The organism is Stieleria sedimenti, assembly GCF_025060895.1.
In the GTDB taxonomy this organism is placed as follows: Bacteria; Planctomycetota; Planctomycetia; order Pirellulales; family Pirellulaceae; genus Stieleria; species Stieleria sedimenti.
This window is the reverse complement of record NZ_JANZKV010000039.1, coordinates 1-21564: the sequence shown is the minus strand read 5'-3', so window position 1 is coordinate 21564 and position 21564 is coordinate 1. Positions and strand designations below refer to the sequence as shown.

The following is a 21564-nucleotide window of genomic DNA, read 5'->3' as shown; positions in this document are numbered from 1 at the left end:
CCCGCTGCGCGACAATCTTTGCACCTGGATCGGTGGCACAGCGACGGGAAAGTCTAGAACGTGAAACGGGCAGGCAACGACGAATTTAGGCAGGAAGGAATTGCACCGGTTGCCTGGATCAATGCGGCGGGTTTCCCCTCACGACATTGCGTTGGTGAGGGCTGCGACGCGGCTGATCAGGCCGGCGGCGTCGACGGGTTTGGCCATGAATTCGCTGCATCCGGCCGCGAGGGCATCATTGATTTCATCGCTGGTTGCTCCGGCGGTCAGCGCGATCACGGGCACGGTGTAACCTTGGTCACGAATCTGTTGCGTCGCTTCGCGTCCATCGAGTTCGGGCATTTGCATGTCCATCAGCACGCAGGCGAACGGCTTATTTTCCGCTTCGGCTTGGCGGACGGCCTTGACAGCTTCGGCGCCGTTGACGACTTCGACGACATCGGCACCGGCGCGAGACAGCAAACGGGTCGTCACCAGTCGGACGTCGCGGGCATCATCGGCGACCAGGACCCGAGCCTTGATCCGCGGCAGGTGGTCGATGTTGGTCCGACGGGGCTTCAAATCCTCCGCAGTCGGTTCGACCATCTCGGTCAAGTCCTCGACCGGTAACCGCAACACGAACTCGCTGCCCTCGCCTTCGACACTGGTGGCCGTGATGTCGCCACCGAGCAAGTTTGCCAGGCGTTTGCTGATCACCAATCCCAGCCCGGTGCCTTCGACGCCGACAATCTTGCGATCATGGACTTGGCTAAAGGTTTGAAACAACCGTTCGAGATTGCTTTCGGAAATACCGATGCCGGTGTCGATCACGCGGAATTCGATGACGGTCGAGTCCTGAGTGTCCATGGAAACGACAACCCGCACGCTGCCTTCGGGCGTGAATTTCAGTGCGTTGCCGATCAGATTGACCAGGATCTGTTCCACGCGTGAGCGATCACTGCGCAGCCGACTGGGAATGGCACCGTCAAACTCGATCGTCAGCGGAACGCCCGAGGACGCGCTGCGGTGCCGCATCAATTCGTTGATGTCGGACAGCATGGGGATCAATTTGAATCGCGACCGGCGGACTTCCAGCTTGCCGGCTTCGACCTTGGAAAGATCCAGGATGTCGTTGATAATCCGCAGCAGGAAGCGGCCGTTGCGGATCACGGTTTCCAGGTTATCCGGATCGACGTCGTTGCCCTCGCGTATGTCGCGCAGCGTCAGATCGGCAAAGCCAAGGATCGCGGACATGGGCGAGCGGATTTCGTGACTCATGTTGGTCAAGAACTGGCTTTTGGCCTGGCTCGCTTCTTCGGCCGCGATGCGGGCGGCCTCGAGATAGGATTCGGTTTCTTTTCGGCCGGTCACATCGGTCATGTAAACCGCCGCGCCGCTTTCGACCGGGAATACGCGGGCGTCATACCAACGATTCAACCGCCGCGAATAATATTCGGTCGTTTCGGCGCGATGCGATTGTCGGACGCGTTCGATGGCAGCCAACAGCGGCGGATCGGCCTGGTCGCCAAACAGGGTGGTGAAACTGCAATCGTGCAAGCCCGATGGCTGTCCGGCGAAGTTCAGTGCAGCCTGATTGGCGACCTGGATCACGCCATTTTCGTCGAAACTGATGAACGGGTCCTGGCTCTTCTCGATCACTTCGGTGATGATCGCCCGCGACGCAGCCAACTTTTGTTCGGTCAGTTTTCGATCGGTGATATCCTCGATCAGCGAGATACAACATTCGACGGCGTCGTCGACGTCGCGACGAATCGAAGTGGTCAGTTGTGCCCAGATCGTGTGACCGTCTTTGTGAACGTAGCGTTTCTCGATCGAGTATCCGGGAATTTCACCGCGTTTCATTTGCATGAACAGCAACAGGTCTTTGTCCAAATCCTCGGGATGCGTCAGGTCCTGAAACGTCATTGTTTTCAGTTCATCCCGACTGTAACCGAAAATCTGGGAAAGTTTTTCGTTGGCCCTCAGCCATTGCCCCTCCATTCCGACGTGGGCGATTCCGATCGCGGCGTTTTCGAAGGTGCTGCGATACTCAAGCTCGCTCTGTTTCAGTGACTGACTCGCTTCGACTATGTCGGTCACATCACTTTGCACGCCGACGTAGTGTGTCAATTGACCGTCGGCATCAAAGATCGGCGTGATCACCAACTCGTTAAAAAACTGCGTGTTGTCGCGACGATAATTCAATAGCGTGACGCGGCAGCTTTCCTGATTTGCGATCGCATCGCGAATCTTTTGGATATCGGCCGGGTCGGTCTTGGGGCCTTGCAGGAACCGGCAATTGCGACCGACGACTTCCTGGGGGTCAAATCCGGTCAGTTGCCCGAACCCTTGATTGGCGTAGGCGATCGGCATATCGTCCTTCTGCGCGTCAACGATCAGAATGCCGTTGCTGGCCGCATCGATGGCCCGCGTCCGCAGACGCAACTGTTCTTTGGCTTTTTGCATCGCCGTCACATCGTACAGCGTGATCGCCGCCGAAGAGACACGTTCATATTCATCCAGAACGGGCGTGACGCGAATCTGCAGGAAAACTTGTTTGTCCAAAATTTTGGTCGAAATCTCTTTGGCGGCGACATCGCCGTGGCGGACCAGCTCGCGGATCAGCGTCTCGCAAACCTCGCAGATCTCCGTCGGCAAGGCGTCGCAGAGTTCGACGTTTCGTGAATCATCCCATTCGTAACCGAACAACCGTGTCGCGCCGCGATTCCAGCTGGTGACCCGCGAATTGAGTTCCACACCGATAATCGCATCGGTGCTGTCCTGGATGATCGAGGTGAGTTTGCGAAGCTTGTCGGCGGTTTCCTTGACGGTTCGCAGGTTCGTCATCGTCAACACCACGCCGCTGCGTTCGCGGTAGGGTGAGACCCGCAAGAGAATCGGATCGTCGCGTCGGTCGATCGTTTCGCGCTCGATTGTTTTGTGTTCTCGACTGACCTGCTGAACCAATTCAATCAGATCGACATCCTCCAAGGCGTGGGCGTAATCGGCCAGTCGCTCGCCCTCGGCATCCTTGCGGCGGATCAACAAGATATCGGCGGCCGCCGGTGTGACGCGGCGAATGTTCAAGTCATTGTCGACCAAAACAATGCCCACGTCGCTTTCCAACATGACCGTTTCCAGGTCGCGCGTGGTTTCGGTCAGCAGTTGCAAGCGTCGACTGCTTTCGGCGTTGGTGGTATGCAGTTCTTCGTTGACGCTGTGGAGTTCCTCGTTGGTGCTCTGCAATTCCTCGTTGCTGCTAGTCAACTCCTCATTGCTGGACTGCAGTTCCTCATTCGTCGTTTCGACCTCTTCGATCGTCGCTTGCAGGTTCTCGCGGGTAAACTCCAGTTCCATCTCCAGCATGCGAATCCGCTCGGCGTTGAGCGCCAAGGCCGCTGCATCCGATGACGTTGAATCCGCCGGAGGCGATGAAGTGGCTTGTTGCGAGGGGACGGGGGCGGCAAGCGGTCGGTGAGTCGGTTCGCCAGTCGAGGTAAGCCCGGTGGAAGGCGGTCCGCTGAGTGTGACGACGCTGCCGAAGTTGATCAGATAGTGGGTTTCGGATTGGGTGGGATGGTGAAACGCACTGATCCGGATGTCGATGGGATCGCTGTCGACCACCGCTCGCTCGGAGATCACTGACAATTGATCGACTTTCATGCGTTCGATTGCCAGGGCGATGGGAAGACGCAGCGGTTCGACCAGGATGTCGTCGACGGTGCCGGTCAGGCGTCCCGGTCGCGGGGTGGTCCAGCGCGACAAGTCACCGAAAATCTGTAGCGGTCGCAGATCGTCGTCGACCAGGATACCCGGCGGTGCGTATTGTTCCAGAATGCGATCGTAGGACGCCACTAACGCGGACGAGGGCGCGCGGGACGAATGCGGACGACGTAACAGGTTGGCGCCGTGCAACGGTCGTTTCCGCAATTTCAAGTCGAGCGGCAAACGCGAGTCACGGTCCTTCTGAAAGATCCGCCAATGTTTGTCGAGGATCGAAAAGTCTTCGACCAGGTCGCCGGGGGTTTCGCTCGGTCCCAGCCACATCACCCCGCGCGCCTTGAGCGCGTGGGCGAACATGTTCAGCACGCGTCGCTGGGCCTCATCGACCAGGTAGATCAACAGGTTGCGACAGCTGACCAGATCCATGCCGGTGAAGGGCGCATCTTGCAGCACATCGTGCCGGGCGAACACGATGGAGTTGCGTACGTTTTTGCAAATCTCAAAACCATCGGCCGATCGCACCAGGTACTTGTCGCGGAACTCCGGCGGGATCTCCGACAACGATTCGGTGGGGAAATGGCCTCGCTGGGCGAACCGGATCGCATCGGGGTGCAGGTCGGTGGCAAAGATCTTGATCCCCAGCGAGATGCCTGACTTTTCGCATTCGTGATGAATCAACATCGCGACGCTATAGGCTTCCTGACCGGTCGCACAGCCGGCGACCCAGGCGCGGAATTCGTCGCCGCTAGATTTCGCCGCGACGGCCGGTCGGATGCAGCGATGGGCCAACCGCTGATAGCCGTCGGGATCGCGAAAGAACCGGGTGACCCCGATCATCAGGTCATCGGCCAATCGCGACAGCTCGGCCGGGTCGCTGTCGAGCCGCTGGATGTAACGGTCCAGTTGATCGATTTTGGACAGCAGCATCCGCCGCGACAGACGCCGTGTGAAGGTGCCGATCTTGTATTGTTCGAAATCGACGCCGCAGGCTTGTTCCAACCGCTGGTAGACGGATTCCAGGTCATTGCGTTCGATCAAGGGCGAACAGTGCGAAATGACATCTTCGATCGAAACGCCGGCCAGGAAAGACACGAGGGCTTCGGCAAGTTCCACGACCGGGGCGACCACGTGCACCGCTTCGGTCTTGATCGCGTTGAGCGGCATGCTGTTGAATTGAGCGCTGTCCTCGTCTTGTGACAGCACCAACCCGCCGGCGCGATTGACGCCCACAATTCCCTCGCTGCCGTCGCTGCCGGTACCCGAAAGTACCATCACCGCAATTTGGCGGTCGTTCTGTTCGGCCAACGAGCGAAAGAACTTGTCGATCGGCAGATTCAACTCGCCGTCGCCTTCTCGGTCGCGAAGTTGAAGCTGTCCGTCTTGCAAGACGACGTGTTTGGCCGGGGGCAGCAGGTACACGGTGTTCGGTTCGGGTTCGACCGCATCGGACAGTTGCACCGTGGCCATCTTGGTGCGGCGGCCCAACAATTCGCTCATGTGGCTCTGATAGTCCGGCGACAAATGCTGGACGACCACGAAAGCGGCACCGGTGTCGACCGGCAATTGCTCGAAAAAGGTTTCCAGTGCCGTCAACCCTCCCGCCGATGCCCCCAGCCCGACGATCGGGACCGCGGATCGGGTGAGATTGCTTTGGAGTTCCAAATCTTGAGACGCTTCGCTGGAATCCATCGGGAGGCTTGATTGAGGTGGCGACCGGTCGTCGGGATTGCAATCGAAACCGACGGGCATTGATTCACCGACGGGCATTGATTCGCTGATAGCATTTCCGATCGGTCGGACGCCAACACGACATCGCCGACACGAATCGCAGTGCCTCTCCTCGGAACAGAGCTGATTGGTGAAAAAACGATTTAGTTTATGGAGGTTGACAACCCCTGTCAATTTGCGCAGCGGCATCCAATCGCAGGGCTCCCGTCCACCCGCCAGCCGGCGGGATTGGGCCTCAGCCTTCGCCCTCGGATGGTTCAAAATCGATCATCGATTTGGGCGGCAGCGCGACGCGGAGCGCATTGAGCACGGCGGCGACATCGATGACTTCCTGGCAAATCGCGCCGGCGACCGGTGACAGGTATCCGGCGGCGGCCAACATCATCCCCACGATGCTCAGCGCCATGCCCCCGATCGCGCTCTGCAGTGCGATTCGCCGCATCCGCCGGCTGATGTGTAGAAACTCGTCGATCTTTTGCAGCGAGCTGTCCAGGACGACGACGTCGGCCGCTTCGGTCGTGACGTCGCTGTTTTGGCCGAAGGCGATGCCCACCGTTGCCGCCATCAAGGCGGGCGCATCGTTGATCCCGTCGCCGACAAAAATGGAATTCGCCTTGGCCGTCTCGGCATTGACGATCTCCAGTTTCTGTTCGGGACTTTGGCTGAAATAGACGTCTTCGATGCCGACTTGCTCGGCCAAATACCGGACCTCCGATTCGCGGTCCCCGGACACCATCATGGTCCGCCGGATGGAATGCCGGGGTCCCAGGTGTTGGATGAAGGACGCGCCGTCGCGTCGCGGGGTGTCACGAAATTGATAGGTCGCGGCATACTCATCATCGACCAGAATCACGCATTCCAGTCCGCCCGCCTGCGGTGGCAGCTGGGTCCGCAACTCGGGCTGCTGGGCCAGTAACTTCTTTCGGCTGGTGACTTCGATGGTTCGCCCTGCCACGATGCCGCGCAGCCCCTTGCCGGGCGGCTCGCTGATTTCCGAAACGCTTTGCGGGGCGAGGTTGGCCTCGCCGGCGGCGGCGACAATGGCCCGGGCCAAGGGATGCTTTGAAAATCGTTCCAAGCTGCCGACGATGCTCAAGATTTCTTGATCGCGACTTTCATCGGCGCAAATCCGCTGGACCAACTTCGGCTCGCCGTAGGTCAGCGTCCCGGTCTTGTCAAAGATCAGCGTCCGGCAGGTGTCGGCCATCTCCAGTGACGATGGGTCGCGCACGATGATCGCGCGCCGCGCGGCCAGCGAGATCGAGCCGATGATCGCGACCGGAATTCCGATCAACAGCGGGCAGGGTGTGGCGACCACCATCACCGCCAAGAACCGCACCGGGTTGCCGGTTCCGATCCAGGCCGCCAATCCGATGGCAACGGCCAACGGGGTGTACCAGGCCCCCAACTTGTCGGCCAATCGACGCATTTTGGGTTTTTGCGTTTCGGACGCCTCCATCACTTCCATGATCTTGGCGTAGCGCGAATCGACCGCCAACTTTTCGGCCCGGATGATCAGCGCCGATTCGCCGTTGATCGCACCAGACAGCACCGCCGAACCCGGCGTTTTGGACATCATGTAGGGTTCGCCGGTCAGGTACGACTCGTCCATCACCCCGTGCCCTTCGATCACCGTCCCATCGATCGGGCAGATTTCGTGCGGAAAGACGGCGACGATGTCATCGATCGCCAACTCGTCCAACGCGATGTCTTCGACGACCGTGCCCCGTTTTCGGTGCGCCACCGAAGGCATCCGTTGACTGAGGGCGCGCAACACCGACGAGGCGCTCCGCACCGCATAAGCTTCCAACGCTTCTCCGCCGGAGAGCATCAACACGACAAGCGATCCCGCCAGGTACTCTTCCAGCAGCACCGAGGTCACGATCGAGATCCCCGCCAACAGGTCCGATCCGAACTCCCGCCGAAACATCTTCCACAACAAATCCCAAACCAGCGGGATGCCGCCAAACACCAGCACACCCAACAGCGGGAGTGCGACGAGGGTTGGTGAGCTGCCGGTGCCAAAACGCAGGACCAAATGCAGCGTGATCATCGCGACCGCAAACGCCGCGATCAGCGTTTCCAGCGACTTCCAGGTCGGTGTCGCCTGCTTGGCTTCGGTCTTGGATGCCACCGGAAATCCTATGGAGCGATGTGAAGGTTCGGGACAAGGCACAAGCAGCAACTGGCATACCAAGTCCGCCAATTATCGGTCGGACATACAAAACAGTTTTCGCGTCCGGGACTAGGTCCCTCCGATCGCGGAACGGGGAGCAGTTTTGGCCCGACACCGCTCAGTTCATTTCGACGTGTTTTCGTGCTGAAACCGGACCGCTCCGGTAACTCTTTCCGTGCACACGTGGATGGCATTGGGCGAAAGCGAAACTAGACACGAACAGCGAGTGCCGGTGACGGTCCGGCGCAAGGTCAAAACCGCTCACCTCAACCAACCCTTTCGCCAAAAGACCGCGGTCAAGGTGGTTGCGGTCCCAGCCATCAAGGCCAGGGCAAAGAAATAACCGAACGTCCAATTCAGTTCGGGCATGTTCCAAGTCGATGCCGACGGATTGAAGTTCATCCCGTACAGGCCGGCGATGAAACTCAGCGGCATGAACAACGTGGCAATGATCGTCAAAAACTTCATCACCTGATTCATCCGATTGCCGACCACCGTCAAATAGAAATCCCGCAAATCGGAACAGAGCTCGCGATCGGTCTCGATCACATCCATGATCTGGATGATGTGGTCGTAGCAATCACGCAAATACAGGTCGGTTTCATCGGTAATCAGATCCCCGGAATCACGAATCAGTGCGTTGATCGCGTCACGCAGCGGCCAGATTGCTCGCCGCAGTGAGAGCAACTCGCTGCGCAATTGGTGTACCTCGCTGATCAGGTTTCGATCGGCGCCCGCCGAGATCTGACTGTCCAACGCGTCAAGGTTTTCGCCGTGCTTTTCCAGGGCGGGAAAATAGTCGTCGATCACCGAATCGAGCAGCGCGTAGAGCAGGTAGTCGGCACCGTGTGTTCGGATCCTTCCTTTGTCCGAGAGGATCCGCTGACGGACCGCGTCGAGACAAACGGCCTCGCGTTCCCGAAACGAAACGACAAAATGGGGTCCGAGAAACATCGCAATTTGCGCGGACCCGCGTGAATCGTCATGCGGAAGCGCGCGGGCGATCATGAACAGATGGTCGCCGTACAGTTCAACCTTTGGCCGCTGGTGAACGTTGACCACATCTTCCAGCGCAAGGTGATGCAATCCGAACAGGTCACCAACGCGCATCACCACGTCCGCGTCTCCCAGACCATCGACGTCAACCCAAGTCACGACGGAATCGTTGACCAGCCGGGGAATGCGTTTCAGATCATCGATCTGATGATCTGTCACATCCGTTGGTTCATAGGTAACCAGCCGAATGATCGGTGGGGGTGCATCGGGATGCGACACCACCGCCCCGGGCGGCGTCCCGGGTCGCGTCTGACGTCGAAACCGCCTTTTGGATCGCTTCGGAACGGAGGTGGGACGGTGCGCCATGGTCGGAATCAGCAATCAATGGTGTCAGGCGCCCAGACGTTTTTGGAATCGCAACACGCTGAGGATCAGAACGACCGCGCCGCAAATCGTCAATCCGACGACCCAGGGGACCAGATCGACGAGATCGGCACCGCGTAACACGACGCCCCGAAGAATCTCGATAAAGTAAGTCGCCGGAATTCCAAACGTAATCAGGTAGATCGGCAACGGCATTTCGCTGCGTGGAAAAACGAAGCCCGAAAGCAACACCGAAGGCAGCATGATCACAAACGCAAACTGGACCGCTTCCAATTGTGTCTTGGCAAGCGTGGACACCAGCAAGCCCAGCCCCAGCGAACAGACCATGAATAACATCGACAACGCCAACAGCAAGGAGACACTGCCGCGAATGTCGACACCGAAGACATAGATCATCACGGCCAACACCGTCAGCAGCGCCACAAAACCGACCAGGGCGTAGGGCAGTAGCTTGCCCAGCAATAGCCCCGTTCGACCGACCGGCGTCACAAACAACTGCTCCAACGTCCCCAGCTCCCGCTCGCGTACCACGGCGAACGACGTCAGAAACAGCGTCACCAACTGCAGGATGATGCCCACCAAACCGGGGACGAAGAAGTGCGAACTGTCCAGATCGGGGTTGTACAACATGCGTGTCCGCACATCGATCGGCAGCACTCCATGCCCCGATGCGTCCCGAGCCGGAGCGATTTGCAAGGCGTCGCCTTTGGCTTTGGCCATCTGAATCGACAGATTCAACCCCAACAGCTGCGCCGTACTTTGGGCGGTCGTCGCGACCTGTGAATCACTGCCGTCGATCAGAACTTGTAGACTCGCCTGTTCGCCCCGCAGCAGCTGATCCACATAGCCCGGCGGGATTCGGACGCCCACTTTCGCCCGCCCCGACGACATCGCCCGCTGGAACGCACCTTCGTTCTGCACGTGTCCGATCAAACGAAAGCGACGGGTGTTGACCAACGCATCGATCAACTCGCGCGACTGCTGACGGCCGTCCATGTTGAAGACCACCGTGGGAATGTTTTCGATCTGCGTGTCGATCGCATATCCGAAGATGATGGTCTGCATCACCGGGACAACCAACATGAAAAAAAGTGTGGTCGGCTGCCGGCGAATGTGGACGAACTCCTTGATCAACACCGCCCACAAACCGGCCAACGTCCCGCGCTGGGCCGACCGGGGTCGGTGACGAGGAGCTTGATCGGAATGTGCTTCCACGGGCGGTGCCGACTCGATGGGTGCCGCATTGTCTTGATCCGAACGTTCGCCGCCTGACTCGATCCGGCCAAGCTTTTCCGCATTGCGGGTCAGCGTCACAAAGACGTCTTCCAGACTGGGCGGGACCTCGCGAGTCTCCGCCGATGTGTCCATGCCTAATTGCCGCAAGACGTCTTCGGGGAGGCGTGATTGATCTAACAGCAGGTGGATCGTTTCGCCGAACAAGGTCGCGTCGCGGACCTCCGGCAATTGACGCAACGCCGCGAGGTGCTGGGCAGGAGCGGGCACCCGAATCTCGTAGCGACGCGAATCAACCGGATTCACTTCCGGAAGCTGTTTGAGTTGTTCGGGTTTGCCGAGCACCAACAGCTCCGATTGATAGATGTAACCCACTTCGCTGCAGCGTTCGGCTTCATCCATGTAGTGCGTCGTGACAAACAGCGTGACGCCTCGGCCGGACAGCTCGAATAGCAAGTCCCATAGGTGACGCCTGGCGACGGGATCGATGCCTGCGGTCGGTTCGTCCAGGAACAACACGTCGGGTTCGTGGATCAGCGAGCACGCCAGCGCCAAACGCTGTTTCCAGCCGCCCGAGAGCGTCGCGGCCAACTGCGGTAATCGGTCGGACAACCCCGTCAGGCCGAGCACGGCTTGGCGACGTTCGGTCAAACGCTGGCGATCGAGTCCGTAGATCCGACCGTAGAAGTCGATGTTCTCCTGCACCGACAAATCGCCGTACAGACTGAACTGTTGCGACATGTAGCCGACCCGCGGCTTGATCTGTTCGGCGTCGGTTCGCACATCCATCCCCAACACACTCGCCTCGCCAGCGGTCGGCGGCAAGATGCCCAACAGCATCCGAATGATCGTCGATTTGCCGCTGCCGTTGGGACCGAGCAATCCGAAGATCGAACCTTGATGGACCTGGAAACTGACATCGCGGACCGCCACCAGCGGCCCGAACGAACGTGACAACGCTCGGACATCAATGATCGGTGCCGTCATCGTTTCGCACCGATTTCGTCCAACCAGACATCGACGATCATTCCCGGCCGCAGCAAGTCGCGCTGATCGTCAATCCCCACCTTCATGCGAAAGACCTGTTTCGAGCGTTCTTCGGGGGTTTGCACATTACTGGGCGTGAATTCGGCTTGCCGAGCAATGAACGTGACCACGCCCTGAAACGTCTGGTCGGGATAACTGTCAACGCTCAACCGCAGGCGGCGGCCGACCTGCACGGCGATGCGATTCTGCGGAAGATAGGTTCGCACCCAAAGTTCGTGATGGTCCAGCATCGAAAGCACCGGGGCACCGGGAGCGACCATGTCGCCGGGCTGCAGATCGAGCGCCTCGATCGTGCCGTCGATCGGGCTTCTGACGCGGAGCTCCTCTTTCTGCCGCCCGATGGCTGCCAACGCGGCTTGGGCGGCATCGCGTGACGCCTTGGCCTGCTCGATTTCCTCACTGCGGTACCCGCGCTGCTTGAGTGTCCAGGCTTGGCGCGCTTCCTCGACACTCGCCGCCGCCGCCCGCAATTCTTCCTCGCGCGTTCCCGCCAGCAACAGCTCGAGTTCTTGTTCGCGGACGAGCGAGTTTGCCGACGCGGCTTCCAACGCCTCGCGGGCGGCGTCCAGCTCCTGCTGGGAGGTCGCGTTGGATCCGGCAAGTTTTGAGAGTCGTTCGAAATCCTGAGTCGCGAGTCGTTTTTCGGATTCGGCCAGTGCAAGTCGCCCCCGAGCGGCTTCGATCTCCTGCTTCCGCGGCCCAGCGACCAGCCGATCGAGCTGGGCTTGTAACTGATCGAGTTTGGCTTTGGCTTGGGCAATTTCTTCTTCGCGGAATCCCGACAAGTATTGTTGGTACTGCGACTCGCGGGCTGCGAGCGACAGCTCAAGTTCTTTCTCTCGTTCCAACAAATCGTAGGGTTCAAACTCGACCAACACCTCGCCGGCGGCGACATTTTGACCTTCTCGGACATGCACCAGGGACACGCGGCCGCCCACGCGTGAACCGAGACGAATCTCGTCGGCCTCGATAAAGCCGGACACCCGCGGCGGCTCGGGATTCCACTTGCTGTAAAACACCAAGCCCAGCAAGATGCCGACAGCCGCCGTCAGGGGAATGAATCGAGTGAGCATCTTGCGGAAATCTACTTCGGATCGTTGGACGACGTCCGTTTTAGGTCGTCGAGGAGAGTCCTACCAACGACGGCCCGGAAGGTCCATCGTACCCGAAAAAGCGGTTGCCTTAAGCTGGGCGGCCCCAAAACCTAGACACCAACGGCCGATCAACGTGTTTTTCGACTGGTTTCCGATTGGCGTGTCTCGGAACCCGTGTCGGGTTTTGGCAGCAGCACCCAGACTCCAGTTTTAATCAATTTCGCGAGCTCCTGTGCATCGATCGTCATCGAATTGCCGCAATTGGATTTCTTGTCCACACCGGTAGGCTTCGGCAACTTCTGTTGGCAATGGGACGTCCGACGATTCGGCTTCGGCTTCAAGCTGGACCAATCCACGCTTAGACATGGTTTGCGAAAACACTCCTGATCAGGACACGGCGAGACACGACAAGCTACATTTTAGTCGGTTTGACCACATGAGCTTTTCTGTCTCTTGCCCACGCTGAATCATTTGCTCGTCGGATTCATGGTAAAGTGTTACGCATCGTACCACCACCGAAACATTGATGGCGTCACTGCATTGAAGGGCACGGGCACAAACAGAAAACGATGCCGAGATCGTTGGTGTGCAAGCTGTAGACGTGCCGCGGGAGGCCGCCCTTTGGCGACCCGTTATGCCGGGAGATCGGCTCAAGCCCAGACACCAACACGTATGCCCGTGCCATTCGTCGTTGTACGCATTTCGTTCGAACAGGAACTCCTCGATGATCAAGCATTTCGGGATTGTTTTCGCCTTGATGTTCACCGCCGTTTCGCTCACAGCAGCGGAACGGCCCAATGTGTTGTTCATCGCGATCGATGACCTGCGTCCGCAACTGGCCTGTTACGGTCAGACGTCCATGCACACGCCCCACATCGACGCCTTGGCGAGCCGGGGCGTGTTGTTCGAGCGCGCGTATTGCATGGTGCCGACCTGCGGTGCTTCGCGCGCATCGTTATTCACCAGTATTCGCCCGGCGCCGCAACGATTCGTGACACACTTGGCTTGGGCCGAAAAAGACGCACCGGACGCGCTGCCGCTGCACACCCATTTCAAGAACAACGGCTACTCCACGATCAGCCTGGGCAAGATCTTGCACCAGATCAACGATCACGCCGACGGCTGGAGCGAGCCCGCGTGGCGATCGAAGCAATCAGGCTACCAAAACGTGGAAGCGATGCGGGAAGCGATCGCGGAGAACAAACGCAGCTGGCCGAACAAAAATAAACATCGCGGCCCGGCATTCGAAGCGTCCGATTCCAACGATGCCGATCATCCCGATGGCGACTGTATCAATCAGGCCATCAAATACCTGGAAGGATTCGCGCGGTCGCCCGACCAGCCGTTCTTTCTGGCCGTCGGACTGCTCAAGCCACACCTACCGTTCAATGCACCACAGAAGTACTTCGACCTGTACGACTTCGACAACATCGACGTTCCCGACAACTACGAGCTGCCGACCGATTTGCCACCCCGGGCGGTCCACAACTCCGGTGAGCTGCGCGCTTACGCGGGAATCCATCCGTCGAAACCCGTCGATCGCGAGACGGCCCGAAAGCTGATCCACGGCTATTATGCCTGCGTCAGTTTCGCCGACGCCAATGTCGGCAAACTGCTCCGCAGTCTCGATCGACTTCAACTGGCCGACAACACCATCGTCGTGCTCTGGGGCGATCACGGCTGGCAACTGGGCGAACACGGCATGTGGAACAAACACTCCTGTTTCGAAACCTCGATGCACGCGCCGTTGATTGTCGCGGCACCATCGCATGCGGATGTGCCGCCCGGCACCCGGACCGCCGCACTGACGGAATTCATCGACATTTATCCGTCGCTTTGCGATCTGACCGGTCTGCCCACGCCCGATCACGTGCAAGGCACCAGCTTTGCCCCCTTGATGAAAGACCCCAGCCGATCCGGCAAACCGTTCGCCATCGGACGCTTCGGGACCGGAGACACGATTCGCACGGATCAACTGCGCTACAGTGAATACACCGACAAGAATAAATTCGTCGGCAGCATGTTGTACGATCACACCACCGACCCCAGCGAAAACCACGACATCCGATCGCAGCGTCCAAACGTGTCGGAGCAGTTGGCCGAGACGCTCAATGAGCACAAGGGCAAGTGATTTCCTGGTGCAATCCCGTTCGGCGGCAAAGATCCACACGGCGCGGCGGTGTCCAACACCGCCGCGCCGAAGTCGTTGAGAGGCGCCGGTTGGTCCAACCGACGGAAGTTGTACGTAGTGAGGTGGAGATCAAGTAAGGCTTAGACGACACCCTTCCGACTCTCCCAGGCGTGGAAGAGCAACCGCTTGGAATGCGCATGCTGCAATTGGCTCTGACGCCCGTTTTCGGGCATCTCCTTCCATTGAGCTTTTAGTTCGTTCAGTCAATCATCGAATACAGTCGTGACCGAGAATGCCGACAAAAAGATTTCAAAAAAACCTGAAGTAGTCGAGAAGGCGGCCCGTCGCCGCTTTACTGAGGAGTACAAACGCCGAATCGCGATCGAGGCCGAGGCTTGTACTCAGCCTGGTGAGATCGGAGCCTTGCTTCGCCGCGAGGGTCTCTATTCGTCAAGGGTCAAGGTCAACATTGCCGACGTTGATTTCTCGGCCGTGGACGACTTTGACAGTGGCGTTCCCGATGGCGGAACCGGGCCCTGGGCGAGTGACTGGAACTTGACCAGCAACAGTGCGTTCACCAGTTCCAATAATCCCAATGACGGTAACCTGCATGCAATCGTCCAGCGTCGCGGTGTGCTGACTCGCCAACTCGATACGACAGGTGTCAGCAATCTCAACCTCTCATTTGCCAGCAAACTGCGGTCTTTCGAGAATAACGACAATGCGTACGTGCGTGTCAGTCCGATGGGTCCAATTGGACGACGCTAAAAACCTTCGGCAACGGTGAAGACGACAACAACTATCGCGACTACAGCTACAACGAGGACTGGTCCGTGTTCTGGTCCAGTGGCAGCAGTCGCACCAGCCCCGCCAATTCCGGTGCATTGAATGTCGGACGGCACGTTGGCGAAGATTCAGACGGGACGCGTGCAAGCGAAACGCTTGGGTTCTTCGTCATCGAAGCGACTCAGGATGGCATGCTCGGTAATCTGCCGGTTGTCGCCGGTGTGGGGTCAGATACGGTGCGGGGTGTCGGTACGGGACGGGCTGTCGACTATTGAGATTCCTGAGAGCTCGAAGAAGCTAGGCTTCAGTGCTTCCAACGCAGAGTTCGGCAAGCGGCAATCCCGGATCAAACTGATTGATACGGCGCAGTCCGAATTCGACACCGACTGGAGAGCGTCCGAAGTCGCAGACTTGCTCGTTGCTTCGCTGATCTCACGAGAATCGTAAGGACTACGCTAGCGGGTCGCACGAAACCCAACCGAGGAAGAGAATCTTGGCTGTTGGGGAAAATTCGCTGCCGCACGAGGTGCACGAGGTGGACGCAGAGATAGATGCCACGGCGATCAGACGCTCTTAACTGGCGGGACCACATGGGTTTGATAGCAGCCTTCGAAGTCCCCCGTGCTAGACGGCCTTTCGTGCACACGGATGCATCGCCCTCAGCGTCGTAGCGAAATTCGTTCGACGCACAGATCTAGAAATCTCGGACCAGAACGTGGCGAAACTGCGTCTAACCCGCGTGACAGCCAGCGGTGGCGCGAGCGAAGCGGCGGATACTCTCGCGAAGCCAAGCTACCTGTCACGAAAGGTGCTGCTCATCCCAATCGCCACCGTTGTCGTCGGAACGGTTCTTGGGATCGTATCGCGATTGCTTCGCCCCTACGCAAATGTCGGTGGAACTCACTACGAGGCGTTACACCGTCTTTTATGCCTCCGGAACATCACCTCCGAAGATCACTCGTAGCGAAATCGAAGTTTAACGATCCAGCCTACGAGTCCGGCACCAATCGCCAAGGCAAGAATGTGGGGTACGACCGTAACAGTACTGTGGCGAAAACTGATCAAGCGGTGCATGGCGTCCATCGTCCAGCCGGAAGGCAGTGCCTTCTGTAAGTCTTGCGCCCACTCCGGTGTTATCTCAATCGGCCACCAGCAACCGCCGAGTGCCGCAAGTACCATGCTTACGAGGATGCCCAGGCCCATGACTTGGGCATCGGTCTGAGCCAGGGTGCCGAGCAGCAAACCGAGCGATGCGCAAAATGCCGCCCAAGTAGCCAAGACAAGGAGTACACCAACAAACTGAGGACCCCAATTCATGCCAAACAGGACGGTGGCGATCACCATGCCAACACCGATTTGCACCATGCCGAGGATCATCTTCCCTAGCCATTTGCCTAGGACGATCTGCCCGCGGGTGATGGGAGTCGCAGCCAGACGCCGTAACAACCCCTGCTTGCGTTCGGTAAGCACGAGCGTGGATCCGCTGATCACCATCACTAACATCGTGAACATTACTAACTCGCCTGGAATCGCATGTTCGAATCCGCCGGGGACCGTCTGCCGCTGACCGGCCGCCTCGACATTCAGCGTCAGCGATGGAGTCATCGTCTTGATCGCCTGCACGGATTCGCGATTTGCTTCTCCGCTTTGCTGCTTCGCGGCGAGCATGTCAGCAAGAACGGTGTAGGCGGCGCGCTGCACACGCAAGAGCTCCAGGTCTCGAGCCATACCTTCTCCGGCGGCGTCGTATTTCAATACAACTCTTTCTCCACCACGCAGCTTCGCATCAAAATCGTCTGTGAGCGTCAGTCGCGCGATATCGTTCGCCGAATCGGACTTAGCATCGCCGGTTCGTACGACTGCAAAGTCATTCTCGGCGAGTCGCTGTTCCAAATGCTCAGCGAGGAACCCCGACTCCGCCCCGTGCTGATAGTGCAGCGTTTGTTGCCCAGTCGGTGCGCCTCCTATGAACCCGGACGTAAGCGTTCCAATGAAGTAGAAGAACAGTAGTGGCATCAAGAACACCCAAACGATCGTCGACTTCTCGCGGAATAGAAATCGAGTGTCTTTCGCCGCTATGAACCAAACGTGACGCCACATGGTTGCTTGACTATCCTTTCGCAAACGAGTGCCGAATTACAGCAGTGGCCACGACGAGCAACACACATGAACCAGTCACGACAGCGACTGCGACTCCGAGCATCTCAATCAGTGAATGCTGATCGAGGAGATAGCGCTTGAGATGTTCGAGCATCACACCATTGGGACTCCACTTACCGATCGCCGCCATCCAGTCAGGCATTGTTTCGAACGGAAAGAAGCTGCCGCCTATCATCATGAGTGGAAACAGAACGAGCGTGGTAAATAGTCCCGCAGACTTGCGCGTCGGGCAGGACAACTGGATGGCCAGCATCAGCAGGTAGAGAGAACATCCCGCCAGCGTGAGCCAGAAGCTTGCCAGGGGCAGCTTCGTGAAGCTCACCGCGTGATAGTAAAAACCAGCCGGTAGCAAGAGACTGCTGATCACTAGAAAAATCAGTGCTGCCACGATGAGCTTGCCGGTTAGAAAGCATGTTAGCCCCTGAGGCATCGAGACCATGCGGCTGAGTGTCCCCGACTCTCGTTCGTTCCATACGTCACCGCTCAGACCCTGAGCGATCAACAAAGTCGACATCATCAATACGCCTGGAAAGAACAGGAACGCAAAGCTCGCATGTTGCTCTGACTGGCTTGGATCCTCGATCATCTCGACCTCAATGGCGGGCGGTAGAAGAAAGGGAACGACCTGCTCGACGACTCGGCTGATTTGAACGCTGATGGCCGCGATCGCCTCTTCATCTGGACGGGCACCATCGTTTTCAAAAGCGTCAATCAAATCCACGACCCCACGAACCTCTTCGCCAAAAATGCGGTGCGCATAAAAGACTGCGTCTACCTCGACGTTCAGCACCTCCTCCACGATACGCGGTAGGATTGCTTGTGCGGGATTCGTTTTCAGCGTGAGACTTGTTGGCTGATCGCGGAGTACTGCGTCGCCAAATCCTGAGGGAATAATCAGTAGCGCGCTAACTTCGCCTCGACTAATAAGCTCTTCGCCAACGTCTGCAGAAACGGAATCGACCCGAATTCTCTCCTTGAGTTCCCCCTGCTCAAAGGAGGACAGCAGCATCGAGCTGACAAAGGATTCGTCACGATCCACCACTACCAGTTCAACCACTGGTTTTGGCCCCGCTGAGCCTCCCGTTCCCACCGTCACAATTGTTCCGATCACCAACGGGATCCCTACCCAGTACAGGAAGACCCAGCGATCCCCAAGTCTCCTTCGAATCTCTTTCTCGACCTCGTTCCATAACGTATGCATGGTTACTTTCGTAGGTCTTTGCCAGTCAACTTGATGAACAAGCTTTCTAGGTTGGGCCGTCGTAGAACGGTCTCGCTCACGTCCGCATCGATTTCATTAAGAACATGAAACACGTCCGGAAGTTTGTGAGAGGCTCCCTCCATGGCGACCTGCAAGATGTCTTCTTCTAACGTGAGAATTTCGGTTCCGGTGAGTCGTTCTCCAAAAATCTGACGAACGCGTTCGGGAGCAAACGTTCCTGAAAACTGCAAAATATCCCGTTCGCCAAGTGTGGCACGAAGTTCATCCACCGTTCCCTCTGCGATGACGATGCCGTGATCCATAATCACGAGTTGGTTGCAGAGTCGTTCTGCCTCTTCCATGTAGTGGCTGGTATACAGGACGGCTGCGCCACCATCCGCTTGCTCTTGGACCATATCCAATAAGCGCCCTCGGGATTGAGGGTCGATTGCAACGGTTGGTTCATCAAGTAGCAGAACCTTCGGCCGGTGGACAATTCCGCAACCAAAATTTAGACGGCGTTTCATACCACCGCTGTATCGCTTGGTCGGCTCCTTCGCGCGATCAAGCAGTCCAATGTAGGCCAGAACCTCGGCAACTCGGTCGCTTAGCTCACTGCCTCGCATTCCGTAGGCGCCACCCCAATAAGTCAAGTTCTCAGTCGCCGACAACTCTTCGTAGATAGCCAAGTCCTGTGGGACGATGCCGAGATGACGTTTCGCTTCGGGGCCATCGGTCGTCAAGTCGCGCCCAACGAGGCGCACGTTGCCTGCAGTTGGAGACAGCAACCCTGATATGCAGCCAATGACGGTCGACTTACCCGCGCCATTGGGACCGAGCAACCCAAAGATCTGGCCCGGTTGAGCCGAAAAGCTTACGCCGTCGACTGCGACGAAATCGCCGTACTGCTTCCGCAGGCCCTGTACTTCGATCACCTTCATCTCCTTTGCGAATAAGCAACGGCGGTGTCCCCTTCGTTTTTCGACGTTTCACTTGACGCGGCGCTCGAGTTGGTCCTCACCAGAGCTCTATCCTCCGACCAAGCAATCTCATGGTATCGAGTCGTTGAATCGATCGCAATCAAGCTGCTTGTTTCTGGCGACGCAATCGGCGCCTCTCGCGTGCAGCCTCGAGTTTTTTATCTCGCGCGGTGAATACCTCACGTTCCGTACCAGCCAACTTGGTATGCGGCGAACCGACACGCGTCTTGCTGCAGTTCGCGACCGCCGGTGTTGGTGCGGGCTTTGGAATCACAAGGGTTTGCAAGGAGCCCTTGTCGTCATTGACTCTCTTCTCTGAACTCGCGCAGGTTGCATCGACCGAGTTCAGTTCGCAAACACGTCAGTTTGCTTCGGTGAACACACCGATGCTGATCAAGCTGACTCGCATCGGTCTTTCATACCTCCGCGCCGAACAGACAAGCTCTCAGAGCTTTCCTTTGTCGTTCGAGTGGATCAGGGTTCATGGATTCGGCAAGCTTTCGAACGTTTCGGTGACCGGTATTTCGTCTCGCAGCAGCTTGCCGCCTCGGCCGACCAATTTTAGATAATGGTCGCTCGGCAGTCCTTCATAGGTCAGAAACCGGGCACCGTTCCCCACGGGCGGATCGTTGGTGCATTTGAAGATCGCAGTGCCCTCATCGACTTCGTCGAACATCGCAACGTAAATCATTTCGCAACCGGCGCGTTTGGCTGCGGTCAGTTGGGACCACAAAAACTGCCCCTTCAATCGCGGTATCGCATCGAGTTTTTCACCGGTCAGGTTGTGCCAACTGAAACCCGGAAACACGACCGGCAGGAAATCAATCTGTCGTGCATCGCACCATTGGCGGTCGCCGCTCCAAACCGTTGCGGCATGACGTCTCGCTTCCGACGGCGTTCGATACCGTCCGATGCTCCAGGGGCTGACGATGTCCGCCGATTCCAGAATCGTGTGCAACAGGGCATCGCTGACCGCATCCCGTTTGCCTTCGCGCCAGAACGACGGTACCCCGAGCATGACGGTGCAACCGTCGGACTTGAGCCATTTCACCAGATCCAGGCATTCGGCCAACGAATAGTCGCGATCGTCGCTGAAACCGATTCCCCAAACCGCGACGACCGGATGATGATCATGGTGCAGGTAGGCGGGGTCGTCGGCGATTTTCATTTCCGATCGCAACCTCGTCCAGTCAGCGCGGACGCGGGAGACTTCGCCCGCGCGGAGACCCGACAAGTCATACATCACCGCAAAGGCACGGCCGGCGCGGTTGGCCCCTTCTCGACTGTGCGAGAGCACACTGTTTTTGTGCCGCAGTGAAGTGGGGTTGGACAGTCCGTTGGCAAATCGTTGCACAAACGCGCCATCGATACCGTACTCTTGCATCCATTGAAAGTGACGCATCACCGTGTCGCGGTTGGCACTGCTGAAGACCTCCGCCACGCGACCGTCGGCATGTTTGAAACCGGTGGCGAAACGCTCCTCGGCTGCGTACTCGGTCAGGTCCGGCCACAGGTCCACCGTCACGTTGCCCGGCTTGAATGGCTGGTCGCGTCGCTTCGCCCAGTGCGTCCAGCCGAGGTTGGCACCGTCGCCCTCGCAGTTGAACCAGCCCTGATAGCCACACATCACCTTGCCGGTCAACGTGGTACGGTCGACGACGTTCTGTGCCGGCACCTGGGTGGCGAGGCAGAAACAGAAAACAATAACAACAAGCGATCGCATGAGAGACCTTTTCTGGGACGGGTTCTAGTCACAAGGGATTCAACAATCGTTGGTATTTGGCCTTGAGGCGATTCTCTGTCGCTGCGACGCAGCGACAGTGGGCGGCTAAAGCCCAATACCGCTAAGTTAACATGAATGAGGGGGCCCGGACGCTGGCGCGAACCGGCTGATGTCAAACGAATATCAGCCGTTTGGCGCGAGCCTACGGGCCCTCATCTGAAGA

12 protein-coding genes are annotated in these 21564 nt (G+C 58.1%); 3 read left to right on the top strand and 9 right to left on the bottom strand.

The features are described from left to right. Positions 1-138: 138 nt before the first annotated feature. From NZK35_RS05770 to NZK35_RS05750, 5 genes are all read right to left on the bottom strand, one after another. On the bottom strand, positions 139-5391 hold the full coding sequence (locus NZK35_RS05770) for a PAS domain S-box protein (RefSeq protein WP_259631641.1): 5253 nt from the start codon (positions 5389-5391) through the stop codon (positions 139-141). A gap of 274 nt (positions 5392-5665) precedes the next feature. Then, on the bottom strand, positions 5666-7483 hold the full coding sequence (locus NZK35_RS05765; protein ID WP_259631714.1) for a heavy metal translocating P-type ATPase: 1818 nt from the start codon (positions 7481-7483) through the stop codon (positions 5666-5668). Between the two features lie 384 nt (positions 7484-7867). Beyond that, positions 7868-8968: a magnesium/cobalt transporter CorA gene (gene corA, locus NZK35_RS05760; protein ID WP_259631640.1), complete on the bottom strand. Its 1101-nt coding sequence runs from the start codon at positions 8966-8968 to the stop codon at positions 7868-7870. A gap of 24 nt (positions 8969-8992) precedes the next feature. Beyond that, the gene (locus NZK35_RS05755) at positions 8993-11206 is read right to left on the bottom strand and encodes an ABC transporter permease (RefSeq protein WP_259631639.1); all 2214 of its coding nucleotides are present in this window, start codon (positions 11204-11206) and stop codon (positions 8993-8995) included. Then, entirely contained in the window at positions 11203-12339 is a 1137-nt protein-coding gene (locus NZK35_RS05750) for an HlyD family secretion protein (RefSeq protein ID WP_259631638.1), read from the bottom strand. The genes NZK35_RS05755 and NZK35_RS05750 overlap by 4 nt, the downstream gene beginning before the upstream one ends. Positions 12340-13084: 745 nt before the next feature. Here NZK35_RS05750 and NZK35_RS05745 point away from each other — a divergent pair. From NZK35_RS05745 to NZK35_RS05735, 3 genes are all read left to right on the top strand, one after another. Next, on the top strand, positions 13085-14491 hold the full coding sequence (locus tag NZK35_RS05745; RefSeq protein ID WP_259631637.1) for a sulfatase: 1407 nt from the start codon (positions 13085-13087) through the stop codon (positions 14489-14491). A 282-nt stretch (positions 14492-14773) separates the two neighbouring features. After that, positions 14774-15259: a hypothetical protein gene (locus tag NZK35_RS34615; protein WP_259631715.1), complete on the top strand. Its 486-nt coding sequence runs from the start codon at positions 14774-14776 to the stop codon at positions 15257-15259. Between the two features lie 65 nt (positions 15260-15324). Continuing rightward, on the top strand, positions 15325-15552 hold the full coding sequence (locus NZK35_RS05735; protein ID WP_259631636.1) for a hypothetical protein: 228 nt from the start codon (positions 15325-15327) through the stop codon (positions 15550-15552). A gap of 679 nt (positions 15553-16231) precedes the next feature. Here the strand turns inward: NZK35_RS05735 and NZK35_RS05730 are convergent. From NZK35_RS05730 to NZK35_RS05715, 4 genes are all read right to left on the bottom strand, one after another. Next, positions 16232-17377, bottom strand: coding sequence for an ABC transporter permease (locus tag NZK35_RS05730; RefSeq protein WP_259631635.1), 1146 nt, complete (start codon positions 17375-17377; stop codon positions 16232-16234). A 10-nt stretch (positions 17378-17387) separates the two neighbouring features. Then, the gene (locus NZK35_RS05725; RefSeq protein WP_259631634.1) at positions 17388-18638 is read right to left on the bottom strand and encodes an ABC transporter permease; all 1251 of its coding nucleotides are present in this window, start codon (positions 18636-18638) and stop codon (positions 17388-17390) included. A 2-nt stretch (positions 18639-18640) separates the two neighbouring features. Beyond that, positions 18641-19573: an ABC transporter ATP-binding protein gene (locus NZK35_RS05720; protein WP_259631633.1), complete on the bottom strand. Its 933-nt coding sequence runs from the start codon at positions 19571-19573 to the stop codon at positions 18641-18643. Between the two features lie 526 nt (positions 19574-20099). After that, the gene (locus NZK35_RS05715; RefSeq protein ID WP_259631632.1) at positions 20100-21341 is read right to left on the bottom strand and encodes a glycoside hydrolase family 71/99-like protein; all 1242 of its coding nucleotides are present in this window, start codon (positions 21339-21341) and stop codon (positions 20100-20102) included. Positions 21342-21564 lie beyond the last annotated feature (223 nt).